This is a genomic window from Methylobacterium persicinum (assembly GCF_022179525.1).
GTDB classification, from domain to species: domain Bacteria; phylum Pseudomonadota; class Alphaproteobacteria; order Rhizobiales; family Beijerinckiaceae; genus Methylobacterium; species Methylobacterium persicinum.
The window spans coordinates 291,262-307,709 of record NZ_BPQX01000037.1 but is presented as its reverse complement, the minus strand read 5'-3'; the positions used below and the strand labels follow the sequence as shown (position 1 = coordinate 307,709).

The 16,448-nt window shown below is 68.3% G+C and carries 18 protein-coding genes; 5 read left to right on the top strand and 13 right to left on the bottom strand.

The genetic code is table 11. The annotated features are described in order from the left end of the window. Positions 1-275: 275 nt before the first annotated feature. On the bottom strand, positions 276-671 hold the full coding sequence (locus MFF22_RS17570; RefSeq protein WP_238250299.1) for a response regulator: 396 nt from the start codon (positions 669-671) through the stop codon (positions 276-278). Positions 672-996: 325 nt separating this feature from the next. Between MFF22_RS17570 and MFF22_RS17565 the strand changes: the two genes are divergently transcribed. Together MFF22_RS17565 and MFF22_RS17560 are read left to right on the top strand one after the other, a co-directional pair. Further along, positions 997-1,785, top strand: a complete 789-nt coding sequence (locus MFF22_RS17565; protein ID WP_238250297.1) for a class II glutamine amidotransferase — start codon at positions 997-999, stop codon at positions 1,783-1,785. A 144-nt stretch (positions 1,786-1,929) separates the two neighbouring features. After that, the gene (locus tag MFF22_RS17560; protein ID WP_238250295.1) at positions 1,930-3,363 is read left to right on the top strand and encodes an NAD-dependent succinate-semialdehyde dehydrogenase; all 1,434 of its coding nucleotides are present in this window, start codon (positions 1,930-1,932) and stop codon (positions 3,361-3,363) included. A 12-nt stretch (positions 3,364-3,375) separates the two neighbouring features. Here MFF22_RS17560 and MFF22_RS17555 read toward each other — a convergent pair whose 3' ends face one another. The 3 genes from MFF22_RS17555 to MFF22_RS17545 form a co-directional block, all read right to left on the bottom strand. Further along, positions 3,376-3,582: a SlyX family protein gene (locus MFF22_RS17555; protein ID WP_238250293.1), complete on the bottom strand. Its 207-nt coding sequence runs from the start codon at positions 3,580-3,582 to the stop codon at positions 3,376-3,378. 32 nt (positions 3,583-3,614) lie between these two features. After that, on the bottom strand, positions 3,615-4,769 hold the full coding sequence (locus tag MFF22_RS17550) for a GGDEF domain-containing protein (protein WP_238250292.1): 1,155 nt from the start codon (positions 4,767-4,769) through the stop codon (positions 3,615-3,617). A gap of 151 nt (positions 4,770-4,920) precedes the next feature. Continuing rightward, positions 4,921-5,367: a Ros/MucR family transcriptional regulator gene (locus MFF22_RS17545; protein ID WP_238250291.1), complete on the bottom strand. Its 447-nt coding sequence runs from the start codon at positions 5,365-5,367 to the stop codon at positions 4,921-4,923. Between the two features lie 383 nt (positions 5,368-5,750). Here MFF22_RS17545 and MFF22_RS17540 point away from each other — a divergent pair, with 383 nt between their 5' ends. After that, complete coding sequence (locus MFF22_RS17540) at positions 5,751-6,848, top strand: NAD(P)/FAD-dependent oxidoreductase (protein ID WP_238250290.1); 1,098 nt, start codon at positions 5,751-5,753, stop codon at positions 6,846-6,848. Positions 6,849-6,862: 14 nt separating this feature from the next. Here MFF22_RS17540 and MFF22_RS17535 read toward each other — a convergent pair whose 3' ends face one another. The 5 genes from MFF22_RS17535 to MFF22_RS17515 all read right to left on the bottom strand — a co-directional run bounded on the left by MFF22_RS17535 (position 6,863) and on the right by MFF22_RS17515 (position 10,732). After that, entirely contained in the window at positions 6,863-7,582 is a 720-nt protein-coding gene (locus tag MFF22_RS17535; protein WP_238250289.1) for an LrgB family protein, read from the bottom strand. A 3-nt stretch (positions 7,583-7,585) separates the two neighbouring features. Further along, positions 7,586-7,990: a CidA/LrgA family protein gene (locus MFF22_RS17530; protein WP_238250288.1), complete on the bottom strand. Its 405-nt coding sequence runs from the start codon at positions 7,988-7,990 to the stop codon at positions 7,586-7,588. Continuing rightward, positions 7,987-8,460 (bottom strand): tellurite resistance TerB family protein, encoded by a 474-nt coding sequence (locus tag MFF22_RS17525; RefSeq protein ID WP_238250286.1) that lies wholly within the window; start codon positions 8,458-8,460, stop codon positions 7,987-7,989. The genes MFF22_RS17530 and MFF22_RS17525 overlap by 4 nt, the downstream gene beginning before the upstream one ends. Before the next feature lie 122 nt (positions 8,461-8,582). Further along, positions 8,583-9,257, bottom strand: a complete 675-nt coding sequence (locus tag MFF22_RS17520; protein WP_238250284.1) for a response regulator transcription factor — start codon at positions 9,255-9,257, stop codon at positions 8,583-8,585. Then, positions 9,254-10,732 carry an ATP-binding protein gene (locus MFF22_RS17515; protein ID WP_370877512.1) on the bottom strand — a complete coding sequence of 493 codons (1,479 nt, stop codon included), beginning with the start codon at positions 10,730-10,732 and terminating at the stop codon, positions 9,254-9,256. The genes MFF22_RS17520 and MFF22_RS17515 overlap by 4 nt, the downstream gene beginning before the upstream one ends. Positions 10,733-11,000: 268 nt before the next feature. Between MFF22_RS17515 and MFF22_RS17510 the strand changes: the two genes are divergently transcribed. Then, a complete protein-coding gene (locus MFF22_RS17510; RefSeq protein ID WP_238250282.1) occupies positions 11,001-11,891 on the top strand; it encodes a hypothetical protein in 891 nt (296 codons plus the stop codon). Positions 11,892-12,302: 411 nt separating this feature from the next. On the opposite strand, the gene MFF22_RS17505 is transcribed toward MFF22_RS17510, so the two are convergent. Next, positions 12,303-14,030 (bottom strand): DEAD/DEAH box helicase, encoded by a 1,728-nt coding sequence (locus tag MFF22_RS17505; RefSeq protein WP_238250280.1) that lies wholly within the window; start codon positions 14,028-14,030, stop codon positions 12,303-12,305. 181 nt (positions 14,031-14,211) lie between these two features. Beyond that, a complete protein-coding gene (locus MFF22_RS17500) occupies positions 14,212-14,448 on the bottom strand; it encodes a DUF6894 family protein (RefSeq protein WP_238250279.1) in 237 nt (78 codons plus the stop codon). A 258-nt stretch (positions 14,449-14,706) separates the two neighbouring features. On the opposite strand from MFF22_RS17500, the gene MFF22_RS17495 reads away from it, so the two are divergent. Then, on the top strand, positions 14,707-15,048 hold the full coding sequence (locus MFF22_RS17495; protein WP_238250278.1) for a hypothetical protein: 342 nt from the start codon (positions 14,707-14,709) through the stop codon (positions 15,046-15,048). A gap of 16 nt (positions 15,049-15,064) precedes the next feature. Here the strand turns inward: MFF22_RS17495 and MFF22_RS17490 are convergent, their stop codons facing one another. Continuing rightward, positions 15,065-15,817 carry an FAD-binding oxidoreductase gene (locus MFF22_RS17490; RefSeq protein WP_238250277.1) on the bottom strand — a complete coding sequence of 251 codons (753 nt, stop codon included), beginning with the start codon at positions 15,815-15,817 and terminating at the stop codon, positions 15,065-15,067. After that, positions 15,792-16,397 (bottom strand): sulfite oxidase-like oxidoreductase, encoded by a 606-nt coding sequence (locus tag MFF22_RS17485; RefSeq protein WP_238250276.1) that lies wholly within the window; start codon positions 16,395-16,397, stop codon positions 15,792-15,794. Before MFF22_RS17485 ends, MFF22_RS17490 begins: the two co-directional genes overlap by 26 nt. Positions 16,398-16,448: the final 51 nt, after the last annotated feature.

The following is a 16,448-nucleotide window of genomic DNA, read 5'->3' as shown; positions in this document are numbered from 1 at the left end:
GTGATCACGGTCCGGGCTTTTTGCGTTCCGCCGACGCGGAGGCTTCCGTACCCGCTTCGGCTAGCGACGTTCTCCGCTACAGTCTCCCACCGCGTCGCCGCGCGTGACGCTGGATAGGGGGCTATCGATACGGCCAAAGGTTTGGTGCGAAAGCGGCGCGAAGCCTGTCATGCCGTGATGCGCCGCCCCCGTCCTGAACCAAATGGGAGAGCGGCGCTATTCGGTCGATCACTGGAGCAGGCGACGACCGGGAATGCCCAACAGCCTGCGAAGCGTCAGGCCGCGCTCTTCATATCCAGGGTGGCACGCTCGGCCTGAACCAGCACGTCCAGCGCCCGCCATGGCTTCTGCATGAAGACCGCCCGGTCGGGCAGCGCCACGTCGCGGGTCGCCCCCGAGGTCACGATCACCCGCACACCCGGAAATCGCCGCTCCACGGTTTGAGCGAGGGACACACCGTCCATCGGCCCGGGCAAGCGGACATCCGCGAAGAGCAGCGCAACCGTCACGTCATCGCGCTCCAGCACGGACAGGGCCTCTTCCGCGTTGTCGCAAGCGATGACGCCGAGGTCGGTTTCCTCTAGGACGGCGGTCGCGAGGTCGCGGATCGCGGCATCGTCCTCGACGACGAGGGCGATCGGCGCGTGACTGTCCATGCGTGCGCAGTCCATCGAATGCTCCTGTTGGTGGGTAGGGCGACGCCTCGCGAGAGGTGAACCGCACGAAAACGCGCGGGTGATTCCCTGATTCGGCCATGCTGGCCCGGCAGGAAGCCGTCTACAAGTGGCGCCTGCCTCCTCGGAATGCCTGCCCTGCGGTCAAGCCGCCGCCGAAGGGGGCGCCGAGCATCAATTATGCGCATGACGGGGGCGGTTAAGAAACTGTTCACCAGACAGGCGCGACGGTTACACTTATGTGACGTGACCCGGGCCATCGGCCGGGGCTACGTCACAGCGGACGTCCCGTAGCTTCGCGTACAAGGATCCTTGTCCGATCATGTGCCGCTTCCTCGCCTACAGCGGTGAGCCGGTCTTCCTCTCCGACCTCGTCTGCGCGCCGACGCACTCGCTCGTGCATCAATCCTTGCACGCGGATGAGGGCAAGACCGAAACCAACGGCGATGGGTTCGGGATTGGCTGGTACGGGGAACGGGCGGAGCCCGGCGTCTACCGGGACATTTCCCCCGCCTGGTCCGACGAGAACCTCGTGAACCTCTGCGGGCAGGTGCGGGCGCGGACTTTCTTCGCCCATGTCCGGGCGGCGACGGGCACCGCCACGGCGCGGGCGAACTGCCACCCCTTCGCCCACGGGCGGCACCTGTTCATGCACAACGGGCAGATCGGCGGGTATTGCCGGATCAAGCGCCGCCTGGAGGCCCTGATCCCGGACGAGCTCTACGACAGCCGCCGCGGCAGCACCGATTCCGAGGCGATCTTCCTCCTTGCCCTGGCCAACGGCCTCGCGGACGATCCGGTGGGCGCGATGGCCCGCACCATCGAAACGATCCGGGGCCTGATGCAGGCGGCCTCCGTCACGGAGCCCCTGCGGTTCACCTCCGTGGTCACGGACGGCGAGAACCTCACCGCCTATCGATGGGCCTGCGACGGCCGCCCGCCGAGCCTCTACTACCGCGAGGGGCCCGGCGGCCTCGTCGTCGTGTCGGAGCCCATCGACGGGTGCCGCGATGGCTGGACGGTCGTCCCGAAGGGCGCCACCCTCCAGGCCCGACGCGGAAGTGCCGCCACGGTCACCGCCCCCAAGCCCGCAGCGCGGCGGGCGGCCTGATCACCGCCCGGCTGCCGCCGGGATGCGAGAGGGTCTTGCGCACGTCTGGGCTGCGATCTCGTTTTCGGCATTGCCCGCCGCCCATCCCCATGTCGAAATCCCACACGGACCGAGTCGACGCGCGGCTCGTCCTGGGAGCGTGACATGTATCCGAACACGGACCTGCACATTGCCGGGCGCTGGCGCCCCGGCGCCGACCGCCAGACCCTGCCGGTCCTGAACCCGGCCACCGGCGAGACGATCGGCCAATGCGCCATCGCGACCACCGCCGATCTCGATGAGGCGCTGGCGGCTGCGGCGCGGGCCTTTCCGCAGTGGCGCGCAGTGGCTCCCTTCGAGCGGGCCAAGCGTATGCGCAAGGCGGCGGACCTGCTGCGCGAGCGTGCGGACGCCATCGCCCGGGTGATGACCACGGAACAGGGCAAGCCCCTGGCAGAGGCGCGGATTGAGACCCTGGCAGCCGCGGACATCGTCGATTGGTTCGCGGAGGAAGGGAAGCGCGCCTACGGCCGCGTGATCCCCGCCCGGGCGGAGGGCGTGCTTCAAGCTGTCGTGAGAGAGCCGGTCGGGCCAGTCGCCTGCTTTACCCCTTGGAACTTTCCGATCAATCAGGCCGTGCGGAAGATCTCGGCGGCTTTGTGCACCGGCTGTACGGTGATCCTGAAGGGGCCGGAAGACACCCCGGCGAGCTGTGCCGAGCTGGTGCGCGCCTTCCTCGATGCAGGCATTCCCGGTGATGCATTGTCCCTCGTCTACGGCGATCCGGGGACGATCTCGGCCTATCTCATCCCTCACCCGGTCATCCGGAAGATCTCGTTCACGGGCTCGACGGTGGTGGGCAAGAAGCTCGCGGCTTTGGCCGGTGAGCACATGAAGCGGGCGACCATGGAACTCGGCGGCCATGCCCCGGCCATCGTGTTCGGGGATGCGGATGTCGAGAAGGCGGTGTCCATCCTGGCCCCGTCCAAATTCCGCAATGCCGGGCAGGTCTGCGTGTCACCGACCCGCTTCCTGGTCCATGAGTCGGTGTACGACCGGTTCGTGGACGGCTTCGCCACCTTCGCCAAGGGCGTGAAGGTCGGCGACGGGCTCGACCCTCAGACGACGATGGGCCCGCTGATCCACAGCCGCCGTCTCGACGCCATCGAGGGCCTCGTGGCCGATGCCGAGGCGAAGGGCGCCACCCTTCGGGCCGGCGGCAAGCGCATCGGCAACCGGGGCAACTTCTTCGAGCCGACGGTCCTGACCGAGGTGCCCCTCTCGGCGCGGATGATGAACGAGGAACCGTTCGGGCCGGTGGCCGTGATCAACCGGTTCTCCGATGATGACGACGCCCTGAGCGAGGCCAACCGCCTTCCGTATGGCCTTGCGGCCTACGCCTACACGCGCTCCGCCGAGCGGGCGGCCAGGGTGATGAACCGGGTGGAGAGCGGGATGATCTCGATCAACCACCACGGCCTCGCCTTTCCGGAAACGCCGTTCGGTGGCGTCAAGGATTCCGGCTACGGCAGCGAGGGCGGGCCCGAAGCTTTAGACGCCTACCTCGTCACAAAGTTCGTTACCCAGGCGAACTTCTAGGTCCAGGCGCTTTCAGTAATGGGGAGGCGGCGGCTCCGGCCCGCGCTGTGCGGACCGGGCAGTTGCCTCCTCGACCTGCTCCCGTAGGGCCATCACGAGCCGGGTCAGCCTGTCGATCTGCTGCCATTGCTCGGTGACGATGCGGTTGAGATCCTCGACCGTCGCCTCCTGCTCCGTGAGCCGGATTTCGAGCAGATCGAGGCGTTCGGTCGGGTCCATTGGCGGTCCTGATGTGCGAAAGCGCGACGCCCTCACGCCGCCCGCAGGACGTACTCGGCCAACTCGATTCTGTCGCGCCCGCTCTTCTTTGCCACGTAGAGCGCGGCGTCGGCCCGCCGCAACAAGGCGTCGAAATCCCCATCGGGCGGCGCCTGGGCGATACCGATGCTGACGCTGAGCCGCAGGTCCGGCATGTCAGGCAGGACGATGGCCGCAAAGGTTCGGCGGACCCGCTCCGCCGCCTGGACGGCTTCGGCCGGCGTGGTGCCGATCAGAAGGCAGCCGAATTCCTCTCCGCCGAGACGCCCGAACACCGCCCGATGCGGCAGGGTCTCCTCCGCCACAGCGCAAAACGCCACGATGGCCGCGTCCCCGACCTCATGCCCGAAGCGATCGTTGATCGCCTTGAACCGGTCGAGGTCGAAGAGGAGCAGCGCTTTGTCGACCCGGATGGGCAGCAGTTCCTCCGCCGTTTCCACGAAAGCACGGCGGTTGGCGATGCCGGTGAGCGAGTCGGTCCGCGCAGCCGCGTGCTGCTTCCGCTCGGCACGCTCCTTCACCAATGCGATAAAGGTGAAGGCCGAGGCGATGGAGAACAGCATCGCAAAAAGGCAGAGGATGGCGACCCAGTTCGAGGTGAGTGGTGTTTGCTTCGAGGGGAGCGGCGCCAGCATCGCGGCCGGCACACGGACGAGGTAGCAGAACCCGTAGCTGGTCATCAGCCCGATGGCGACGCGGCGGGAGGCAAGGACTTCCCCGCGTTTCCGCCAGAACGTCCAGGCGCCGCCGAAGCAGTATGCCGCCGCGACGGCAGAGGCGAACATCACCCTCAGGGGAATCGACTCGTAGAACGTCGTATTGAGGCAGAGGAGCGACCACGCGATTCCCCCCGCCGCCCCGATAGGGAGGTAAATCGGAAGACGCTCGAAGCTCCGGACCGCGGACCAGATCAGACCATAGGCCGTGATCATCGCGGCGTTGGCGAGCCCGACGGAAGCCCAGTCCGGAATCATGCCGCGCATGGCGAGCCCGACCGAGGCGATCGAGCCGACAAGATGCGCGAAGCCCCAAAGGCCGAGGCACGGCGAGTCGGGCGACTGGCGCCATGAGACAAGAAATTGCACGCCGACCAGGGTCGTGGTCGCGCAACTCGCGATCAGCAAGGTCGCGGGATCGAGACCGGTCACCGGCGTCGCCTCCAGGAAAACGCCGATCCGCGGACGTCGATCCTTTCTCTCACAAAAGGATCGATTCACCAAATTGCAGTTGTAGCGGCGCTTACAGACGCTAACGTAAGATTACATACGGCGTGTGGCTCGCCCGCAGCACGCCGATAGTTCAGGCAGTGCTACGCGCCGGCTCAGCTGCTCCTTTAGGGTTTTCGACCAATGTCAGCTTGGCGCGCTGTTGTTGGCCAATGCTGATCTCCCGCGAGATCTCCGAACGCCGGGCGCTATAGGTCGCGCAGACCATCGGATAGTCGACCGGAAGGCCCCACTTCGCCCGATAGGTCTCCGGGGTAAGCCCCCGCAGGGTCAAATGCCGTCGCAGGGCCTTGTAGGGCTTGCCGTCTTCGAAGCTCGTGATCGCATCCGGACGGATCGAGGCGGTGATCTGGGCGGCGCTCGGACGCTGCAGGGTCGGCTGCCGGGGCGTCGCGAGATGATCAATCGCTTGATGGATCTCGGTCAGTAATTCGGGCAAGTTGGACGCCGGAACACGGTTTCGTGCAACATAGGCAGTCAAGATCCGGGTGGCGAGTTCAACGGTCGGCTTCTCGGTCATCGTGCGGTCCCTGATTTCCAACCATCGCGCGGAAGGCCTCCAGATGCGGCCTGATCCACGTCGACGCCGTCTCGGATCGTCGGTGCATACCGAGGGGAGGCGAGCCCGGCGGCGGTTATCGCCACCGCCCCTCGCGGCTGGTGTACGCCAGCATACTATACTACTTATGATTGCATTCAATCGTCAACGGGAAGACCACACACAGTGAAGCGGTTTCCCGTGGGTTGATCGCGCTATCACCCCGGTCGAGCCTGGCCTCGGACAGAGCTCCTGATCTTCTCGCCGCCTTGCGGGGAGGCCGGCATCCGTGACACCCATCGATCAGGCAAAAGGGCCCCCGGGGCTGGCCTCCGGACGGCGATTTCGCGTGGAAAGGTCTTGGGATGGACGTGCTCGTCGTAGGGGCGGGAGTGGTCGGCCTCGCCATCGGCCGGGCCTTGGCCCTGCGTGGACACAGCGTGATCGTCGCCGAAGCGGACAAGGCGATCGGGACAGGCGTGTCATCTCGCAGCTCAGAGGTGATCCACGCGGGGATGTATTATCCGGAAGGGTCCCTGCGAGCCCGCCACTGCGTCAAAGGATCGCGGAAACTATACCACTTCTGCGAGAAGCACGGCGTTCTGCATCGCCGGTGCGGCAAGCTGATCGTGGCCTGCGACGCGAAAGAATCCGCGGCCATCGAGACCCTCCGCGCCAGGGGCGATGCTAACGGCGTGCCAGACCTCGCGTTGCTGGAGCCTGACGAGGCGCGGCGGCTGGAGCCGAACCTGTCCTGCGCCCTTGCTTTACTGTCGCCGCACACGGGAATCGTGGACAGCCACGCCCTGATGCTGGCGCTGCTGGGCGAGATCGAGGATCGCGGCGGTGCGGTGGCACTGCGGACTCGCGTTGCCGCGTTGAAGCAGGTCGACGGTCAGTGGCAGGCGACTTTCGAAGGGGATGAGGGGGGCACGCTTCCCTTCGATGGGGTCGTGAATGCGGCGGGCTTCGGCGCCCCCGCCCTAGCGGCCCGGACTGAGGGATACCCGCCAAACGCCGTCCCGCGCCTCCACTTGGCGCGGGGCAACTATTTCGGCTGCACGGGGAAGCCGGCCTTCACGCGACTGATCTACCCGGCGCCGCGAATCGATGGCGGGCTGGGCATCCATCTGACTTTGGATCTGAATGGTCGAGTCCGATTCGGGCCGGACGTCGAATGGATCGACGAGCCGGATTACCGGGTCGATCCCACCCGCGCCGCCTCATTCTACGGCGCGATCCGCCGGTATTGGCCCGACCTGCCGGAGGGGGCGCTGTTTCCCGACTATGCCGGCCTTCGTCCGAAGCTGACGGGACCCGGCGAGCCGGCGGCCGATTTCCGGGTCGAAGGGCCGGCCGAGCACGGCCTGCCACGCCTCGTGCACCTCTTCGGGATCGAGAGCCCGGGCCTGACCTCGAGCCTGTCCCTCGCCGAGGACGTCGCCGACCGGCTGGAAGCCTAAAACGACGCGGTCCCTCAATTGAGGAGATGAAGAGCCACGGGCGCCAGGATCGCGGTGACGAAGGCGTTGAGCCCCATGGCGATCCCGGCGAAGGTACCCGCCACCTCGCTGACCTGGAAGGCCCGCGCCGTACCGATGCCGTGGGCGGCGAGGCCGGCCGCGAAGCCCCGGGCGCGCATGTCGGTGATGCCGAGCCCCTCCATCATCGGCGTCACAAGGATGGCGCCGATGATCCCCGTCAGGATCACGAGGATGGCCGTCAGGGTCGGATCGCCCCCCAGGGCCGCCGAGATGCCCATGGCCACCCCGGAGGTCACGGATTTCGGTGCCAGGGAGACGAGGATCGGCCGGGGGATGGCGAAGAGGTGGGCGAGGGCGATCACGCAGACCAGTGTCATCACCGCGCCCGCGGCCAGGGCCGCCAGCATCGGGACGAGGGCGCGCATCACCGTGGCCCGGCGCTCGTAGAGGGGGAAGGCGAGCACCACCGTCGCGGGGCCGAGGAGAAAGTGGACGAACTGCGCGCCCTCGAAATAGGTGGGATACGGCGTGTCCGTCAGCGCCAGGACCGCGGCGACGAAGACCACCGCGACCAGCACGGGGTTGGCGAGGGGATGGCGACCGGTCGCTGCGGCGATCCGGTCGGCCGCGACGTAGGCCGTCAGGGTCACGGTCAGCCACAGGAGCGGCGTGCGGGCCAGATAGACCCAGAGCGAGAAGTCGCCGCCCGCCAAACCTCAGCCCTCCCCGCGGCCGCCGCGCCGCTCGACCAGGGCGGACACGCTCCGGAACACCAGCACGGTCGTCAGCAGGGACACAGCCGTCGAGACGAACAGGATGACGGCGAGCTTCATCCCCTGTGTCTTCAGAAGATCCAGCCGGCCGACGACCCCGACCCCGGCAGGAACGAACATCAGGGACAGGTTGGCGAGAAGCCCCTTGGCATTCCCTTCGAGGGTCCCATCCAAGAGCGGGGCCGGCAGCAAGCGTCGCAGGGGGCTGCGCTCCGCATCCCGGAGGAACAGGAAGCCGAACATCAGCCCCATCCCGATGACGGGACCGGGCACCGGCAGTCCAAAACCCCGGGCGAGGGCCTCCCCGGTCAGTTGCGCCAGGAGGATGAGCGCGAGGCTTGCGATCATGATGCGGTCGCGCCGGCCGTTCCGTCCCGGCGGGCGGCGGCGACGGCGGCCTCATCGAAGCCGAGGAGCCTGCCGAGACGCTCGACCAGGGCCTCCTCGAATTCATCGACGACGCCGTCCGCGGCGGCGACGGACCACGCCATCGCCAGCAGGGCTTCCCGCTCCGATCCGTTCGCTTCGTGGGGAATCATCTCGACGAGGCTCGCCACGTCGCGGATCTCCGTATCCACGGCGGTCGCCCGGGCGATCAGCGCGTGGGCTGCCGCCGGCCCGTCCGCATACCGGCCCTCCACGAGGCGGGCGAGCCGCTCGCTCTCCGAAGGCGCGAGAATGCCGTCGACCCGCGCCACGTGGACGAGGAGCGCCGTCGCGGCGAGATGGGTGTCGTCGGCTGCGGCGCCCCGCCCGTCGGGGCCACCGATACCCAGGGCCTCCACCGCGTAGGCACGCAGGCGTGCGATCAGGGACATGTCCGCTCCGGGGGCACTCGTGCATCGCACAATTCGGCCCGGCCCCATCCCCGTCAAGCTCACACGGAACGGTTGAGCCGGCCCGTGGCGCGTTTGCATCGCCCCCCGTGGCCGGTCGCGGGTCAGCCCTGGCGCTGCGCGTGGGTGACGGCCACGTGGATCAACTCTGCCAAGGTGCGCACCCCGAGTTTCTGGCGCATCTGCGAACAGGAATTGGTCACCGTCTTGTAGCTGACGGACAGGTCGGCGGCGATCGCGCCGTAGGAGCGGCCTTGGGCCAGGCGGGCGAGGATCTGCTGCTCCCGGGGGGTGAGCTGCGATTCCGGCGTCCGCCGGGCATCGGCGCGGAGCATCGCCACCTCGGTGGCGAGCCGCCGGTCGAGATAGACCTCTCCGTGGCGCACCTTCTCGAAGGCGTCGAACAGCTCCGCGGAGGCGTGATCCTTCAGGACGTAGCCGAGAGCGCCGGCCTCCAGGGCACGGGCGACGATCACCGGATCGTTGTGCATGCTGAAGACGAGGATGCGGGTTCCGGGGGCGACCGCACGAATCCGCCGGATCAACCCGAGCCCGGCAAGGCCGCTCCCCTGGAAGGTCAGGTCGCAGATCACAACCGGCGGGCGAAGACGGTGGAAGATCCGATAGCCGCCGACGACGCTTGTCGCCTCGGCGATCGTCTCGATCCCCGCATCCTCGAGCACCCGGCGGCAGCCCTGGAGGACGATCGGATGGTCATCGATCACGAGCACCGGCAGGCGGGTGGCGGCGGGCTCGATCTGGGAGGCGATGGCGTTCATACACTCTGCGCGATGGAGAGTTCGTCGCCGGTCTCCCGGGTCCGGTCGGGCGGAACAGGGATGGCGATGCGGACGATCGCCCCAGGCACGGCATTGTCAAGGGCGAAAGTCCCTTGCAGGGCTTCGACACGCTCCCGCATCCCCGACAGGCCGAGCCCGATCCGGTGCTCGGCCGGAAGGCCCGTCCCGTCGTCCCGGATCTCGACGCGGACCGTCCCCGCCTCCTCGTCCGCGAAAGCCTCCACCCGTTTCGCCCTGCCGTGTCGCACGGCGTTCGTGGCGCTCTCCTGCACGCATCGGAAGATCGTCAGGTCCACGAGGTCGCCGTAGCCGCGGGCGAGGCCGTCGAATCGGCCGACGAACGCGATGCCCGGATGCCGCTCGCCGAAGCCCCGCAGGAGCAGATCGAGGCAGGTGGCCAGCGGCGCCTGACCGAGGCCGTGGGGACGCAGCCGGTTCAGGAGGGCGCGGTTCACGCCCTGGACCTGGCCGACGATGGTGCCGATCTCCGCCGCCCGGGCCGCGAGTTTTGCCCGATCCACCTCCTTGGCGTTCGCGGCGATGCGGGCGATGGAGGCCGCGTTCGCCTCCAGGGCGAAGAGACAGGGTCCGAAATCGTCGTGGAGTTCCAGGGCCGTGCGGCGGCGCTCGTCATCCTGGGCGGTGAGCAGCTTCTGGTTGAGGCTGGCATTGGCCGAACGGGTCTGAGACAGCGCGCCCGCGACCTTGTTGAACCGTTCGGCGATGAGCGCGAGTTCGGGCGTCCCCGGCGGATCGAGCCGCGCCGTGTAGTCGTGATGCTCGAGTTGCATGAGCGCCTCGCCGAGGCGGCGCAGGGGCGCGAGGATCCGGCCGAGGGCGAGATAGAGCGCCACCAGGATCGCGGCGTTGACAGCGAAGGTCGTGAGCGAGAGCGCCCGGGCATAGCCCCAGATCTCCTCGATCTCGTCCATCGGCTGGGTCGTGATCTGCGCGCTTCCGAGGATCCGCCCCCCCACCGCGATCGGCAGGCTATGGCGCTCGATGGGCGGTCTGATCAGGTTCGCGAACCATGCCGGAGCCTTCCGGCTCGTCCGGTGGTCGGGCGTGACCGCGCCGACCCGCCTTTCGGCTGCATCCAACACCGCCACCCGGACATGGCGCAACGCCTGGAACCGGATGTCGAGGGCTTGAAGCAGAGTTTCCGGCGAGGCCGTCTCGGACAGGCGAATCGTGTCGGCCACGAGCGAATCGACGGTCTCCAGGGATGCGCGGGTTTCCACATGCACCGCCGAGCGTGCGTTGAGAACGACGACGCCGCAGGACACGGCGGCAGCCAGCACGTCGATCAGGAGCACCACGGCGATCAGCCGGGCCCGGGTCGACCAGCCGGACCACGGCGCGGGACGCGCCTTCGGCTCGGCGGCATCCGGCGGGGGGAAGGTCGGTCTCGTATCCACGGCAGCGGCATCGCACGGTTCAGGGGTCCGGCACATCCGGATCCGCGGCGTTCCGATGCGCCAGGGGCGATGTCGTCACCACCGCTTCGACTACTATTCCTTAAGCGATATGTCGTAAATCCTGTGGATGACTTCGCATCGACCCGTCGCCTCAAGATCTGCTTCAGGCTTGCCGCGGGGCGACATCATTGTGCCGTATTGTGAACCCTCAATCGGGGGGACTGCTGGCGCAAGGCGGGAGCATGCGGCCGGAACGGCCGAGCCAGCCCGCCCCGGCCGCGCATCAGGTCCGAGATCGCAACCGATGTCCGAGTTCCTCCTAGACGCTTCGGAGACGCGGCCCGCACGCGCCGCCGCCGCGCCGCGGGGCCGGAGCGCCTACTTCAAGCCCATCCTCATCGGTGGAGCCTGCGCGGCAGCCCTCGCCGGCTTTGCCGTGGCGGCCTCGTCGGTCATGGCCGATTTGGTGGTCCCGACCAAGCTCAATCGCGGCCCGGCCATCGGCCAGGGCCTCGCCGCCAGCTGGCCGGACCTGAAGGACGGCCTGCCGGCCAAGAAGGGCACCCCCGTCACGGTGACGGAGTCCAAGGCGGCGGCGCCCGCCGCCCCCGCGCCGCGCATGGCCTCCCTCGGCGATCCGATGGCGTATCCGGCCGGCGCGGCGGTTTCGCCGCCCTCACCGCAACCGGTCGTGGCTCGCTCCACGCCGGCCAAGCCGACCGATCGCATTCCGGTGCCGACGGAGGTCGCGGTGGTGGCGAATGCGTCCGCCACCAAGGTCATCGCCCCGTCCCGGACGGTCGCAGCCCTGGCGCCCCGCCCTTCCGAGACCGTCCGCGCCCGCGACGAGGGCGTGAAGCCCGTCGAGGAGGCGGCCAAGCCGCGGGACGAGGCTCCGCACACCCGCGAGGCCGCCGTCGAGAAGCCCGTCAGCCATCATGCGGCCGCCAAGGCGAAGCCCGTCGCGGCCAAGGCCCCCGCCCCCGAGCCGGCGAAGGTCGCCGCCGCGAAGGTCGCGCCGCCGAAGCCCGTGGCGACCGCCGCCAAGCCCGCGGTGACCCATACCGCCACCGCCGAGGCCGACTCGGACGAGACCGAGATCCTCGGGGTGAAACTGCCGTCCCTCGCCCCCGCCGGCCAGAAGCTCAAAGACGGGGTGAGCGCCCTCGGCGACGCCGTCCGCAACGCGTTTTAGCGCATTATCCGCCGAAGTGGACACCGGTGCAGCGGTTGGTTCTCTCCGTACGGATCGTCGGCGAGCCACACGGTGGCTCTGAACGCTTCTGTCCACCCAAACCCGTCATTGCGAGCGCAGCGAAGCAATCCAGGGATACGCCACGATCTAGAGCGTTTTCTGTCACCCTTGGATCACAGAAAACGCTCTAAACCATTGTTTTTGACGCATTTTCTAGCGCCGAACCGGCGTCCACTTCGGCTGAAAATGCTCTAAAGCGTCCCGCTGACCTGGGTTGCTTCGCTTCGCTCGCAATGACGGCGAGGGGGAGGCCGTTCGGACTTCTAAACCAGCCCTGGCCGCCACGTTCGGCAGCACGCGTCGCAGGCTCCCTCGATCCATCCGAAAAGGGGGAGCCTGAAAGACCGCGCCCTATCCCCGCTGCTGCGGCTTGTATCCGCCCTTGCCCACATTGCGCCGATGCTTGTCCGCCCGGGGCGATCCGTTGCCCTTGCCACCGGGCGGTCCCTTGCGCGGGGCCGGGGCGAAATCCGGCGGAAGCGCTTCGACCTGGATCTCCGGTGAGCCGTTGCGCGCGAAGGATTCGGCGAAGCGCGCCGCCGCGTGACCGCGGACCTCGAACTTGGTCTCCCTGTCGAAGATGCGGATCGCGCCGATCTCCTGCCGGTCCAGGCCGCCGCGGCGGGTGAGGAGGGGCAGCAGACGCCGCGGATCGGCGTTGTCGCGCCGGCCCAGGTTGAGGCGGAACCAGACCGCCGGTCCCATCTCGGCGATCTTCTCGGCGTTCATCGGGTCGTAGGGCGCCCGTTCGGGACGGCTGCGCCCTTCGCCGGGATCGGTGACGTCCTCCGGCGCGGGAAGCCGGGTGCGGTAGACGCGGGCGAGAAGGCCCGCCATCTCCTCCGGGCTCTTGTGGGCCAGGAGCATCTGCGCCAGCACCGCATCGTCCTCGGAGGGCGGCTCGGCGATCAGCGGATCCGACAGCATCCGTTCGGCATCGAGGGCGCGGATCGTGTCCGCCGAGGGCGGGCCGCACCATTCCGGCACGACCTTGGCGATGGCGAGCATCTGCTCGGCCCGGCGACGGCGGGCATTCGGCACGAGGAGGACCGAGGTCCCCTTGCGCCCCGCCCGGCCCGTCCGGCCGCTGCGATGCTGCAGCACCTCGGCGTCGTGGGGAAGGTCGGCGTGGATCACGAGGCTGAGCGAAGGCAGGTCGATACCGCGGGCGGCCACGTCGGTGGCGACGCAGACCCGGACCCGCCCGTCGCGGAGCGCTTGGAGGGCGGCGTTGCGCTCTCCCTGGCCCATCTCGCCGGAGAGGCCGACGGCGGAGAAGCCCCGCTCCGTCAGGTTGGCCTGAAGGTGGCGGACGGCATTGCGGGTGTTGCAGAAGACGATCGCGGTGGGCGCGTCGGCCTCGCGCAGGAGGTTGAGCACCACGTGCTCGATCTCGCGGGGCACCACACGCACCGCCCGGTAGGCAATGTCGGCATGGCCCCGGGTCTCGCTCTTGACGGCGAGGCGGAGCGCGTCGCGCTGGTAGCGTTCCGCCAGGGCCTCGATGCCCTTCGGCAGGGTGGCGGAGAACAGGTAGGTCGAGCGCTCCTTCGGCGTCGCCGAGAGGATGAACTCGATATCCTCCCGGAAGCCGAGATCGAGCATCTCGTCCGCTTCGTCGAGGACCACCGCCCGCAGGGTGGAAAGGTCCAGGGCCCGGCGTTCGATGTGGTCGCGCAGGCGTCCGGGCGTGCCGACGACGATCTGCGACCCGCCGGCGAGGAGGCGCGCCTCGCGCCGCGGATCCATGCCGCCGACGCAGGCGGTCACCCGCCCTTGCGCCGGGCCGTAGAGCCACGCGAGCTCCCGCTGGACCTGAAGTGCCAGCTCGCGGGTGGGGGCGATCACCAGGGCCAACGGCGCGGCGGGAGCCGGCATCGCGTCTTCGGCACCGACAAGCAGGTCCGCCATGGCGAGGCCATAGGCAACGGTCTTGCCCGAACCGGTCTGCGCGGACACCAGGAGGTCGCGGCCGCCACCGGCCGCCTCGAGCACGGCGGCCTGGACGGGGGTCGGCTCGGCATAGCCGCGCTCGGTCAAGGCCCGCGAAAGAGGAGCGGGCAACGTGGGAAAGGGCACTTCGGTCTGGCTTTCGTTAGTGGCGCAGCGCAATCGCTCGCACGGGACGCGTGAGAGCGCCCATCCGAAGGCCGCCCGTCATCAGGTCCGGAGACGCAATGGTAGCGTCTGCGCGCGGCGCTGACCACTCCCGCGCGGGCATGCACCCCCTGCTTGATGCGGGGCCTGCTTCGGCCGATCCCTAGTCCACCGGGTTCGGATCCAGGGACATCCGCATCCGCAGGCGCACGACGCCGTCTTCCGAGCGCACGGCGAGGACGTAGTCCTGGCGCTCCGGGCCGTCCGCGATCCCCTGCGCGATACGCGTCATGACCCGGGCCGCCTGCCCGCGGGCGGCGTCGAGGTCGGGCAGGTCGTAACCCACCTTGTCGCGGACGAGGTTGGTGCCGTCGTGGAGGTCGATGAAATAGCGGGGCACAGGGAGGCGCCGGATTGAACCAATGGGCGCAGACCATGCGCCTCCGCTGTTTCTACGCAGTTACCGCTTATGCAATAAATCCGTCACGATTGCCGCACCACCGCGATCAGCTTGGCAGAAATCACATCATCCAGTTCCGAACGCGATCAGAAAGCTCGACCGAAATACGGCTGAGACACAGGCCGATACCGGTCGCTGACCGGCCAGGAATACGGCCGTGCCGCACCCGACACGCTCGTATCGGCGCGGAAAGCAGGTTTGAACCCGGCGACGGTGGTCGCATGGTGCTTTGTCTTCGGCCTTGCGGCGTCCCGGGCCGACGCGATGCTGGTCAAGCCGACGAGCGCCATTGCGACGAGCGAGATCCGTGAGAACGTCCTGATCATCACCACCTCCTTGGCCGACCCGCAGGCCGATGCAAGGCGAACGGCTTTTCCGGCTGCCGGTTCCCCGGAGGCCACAGCGCGCACCACACGGCATAGGCCTGCCAAATCATTGTCTCTATTGCGCTTTGTCGGCCAAAAACCTCAAGATGACATTGTGAGGTTTCGGCTTCGACCGACAGAGACGGGCGGTGCCGAAGATCGATCCCCTGGGTGATACGCCGACAGGCAGTTCACTCCCCGAACCGCTCCGTCCGCACGAGCCCCGGCGGCACACCCGCGGAAACTATGAGATCCGCGGTGGGACTAACGAAGCGGTTCGAGCCGCAGATAAAAACCTTTCCGGGTGCTCCTGTCCGGGCGAGCGCCGCTTCAACGGCATCGGCGTCGATACGGCCGCCCTCCCCTTCGCGGGTGGTGCGTAGGACGAGCGTGAAATTCGTCTCCTCACGGTCGCGCGATTCGAGTTCCGTAAGAGCGATCGCCTCCGCGCGGGTGCGCACCGAGTAGATCAGCGCCGCGGGAATTTCCGGCGCCACCTGCGCCCGCCTCCTGAGCATCGCCAGCAAGGGGACGATACCCGATCCCCCCGCGGCCAGGAGCAGCGGTCCGCCATCCGGGCCGTCCCATGAAAAGGAGCCCCCGATAGGACCCCGCAGCTCGACGCGGTCGCCAATTGCGGCATCGGCAAAGAACCACCCGGACACCTCGCCATCGGCCAGCCCCTCGATCATGAGCTCGAGGGTCCCGGTCCCGTCGGGGGGCGAGGCGACCGAGTAGCTGCGGCTCGCCCGATACCCGTCGGCAGCCGTGAGGCGCACATCGACATGCTGCCCGGCCCTCTGCCGCCCCGCGATGGCACAGCGCAGGCGCACGCTCTTCACGCTCGGGGTGATCGCCTCCACGGCGACGACCTCCGCCTCGTGCCAGCGGAACACCACGGGTTCGGCGGGTGCCGCGTCAGTCTCCGATGTAGCGCTGCTCACGCCAGGGATCCCCATACATGTGATAGCCGCGCAGCTCCCAGAAGCCGGCGGTGTCGGTGGTGGTGAAGCGCAGGCCCTTCAGCCACTTGGCGCTCTTCCAGAAGTAGAGGTGAGGTACGAACAGCCGCGCCGGCCCCCCGTGATCCGCATGAATGGGCTCGCCCGCGTAGCGAGTGGCAATCATGGCCCGGCCGCCCAGGAGGTCCGCCACCGGCACGTTGGTGGTGTAGTCGTCGTAGGACTCCGCCAGGAGATAAGCGGTCGGGGCAGACATGTTCGCATCGGCGAGGATGTCGTCGATGGTCACGCCTTCCCAGTCGGTGTCGAATTTAGACCATTTGGTGACGCAATGGATGTCGCCGTGCCACCCGGTCCGCGGCAGGGCGTCCAATTCCTCCCAGGACCAGGACTTGATCGGCCGCGACCCTTCCCGAAGGGTGAAACGCCACGTCGCGAGATCGATGGTCGGGTTCGGCCCGATCTGGAGGATCGGGAAATCCTGCGTCAGGTACTGGCCCGGCGGGAGCCGTGCACCGGTCTCCGGCAGCTGCCTGCGCCCGACAAAGCCCCGTGTCACCATGACGATCCCCTCATTCCATGGCCGGTTTCGGACCGGGGGCGCCCGGCGTCA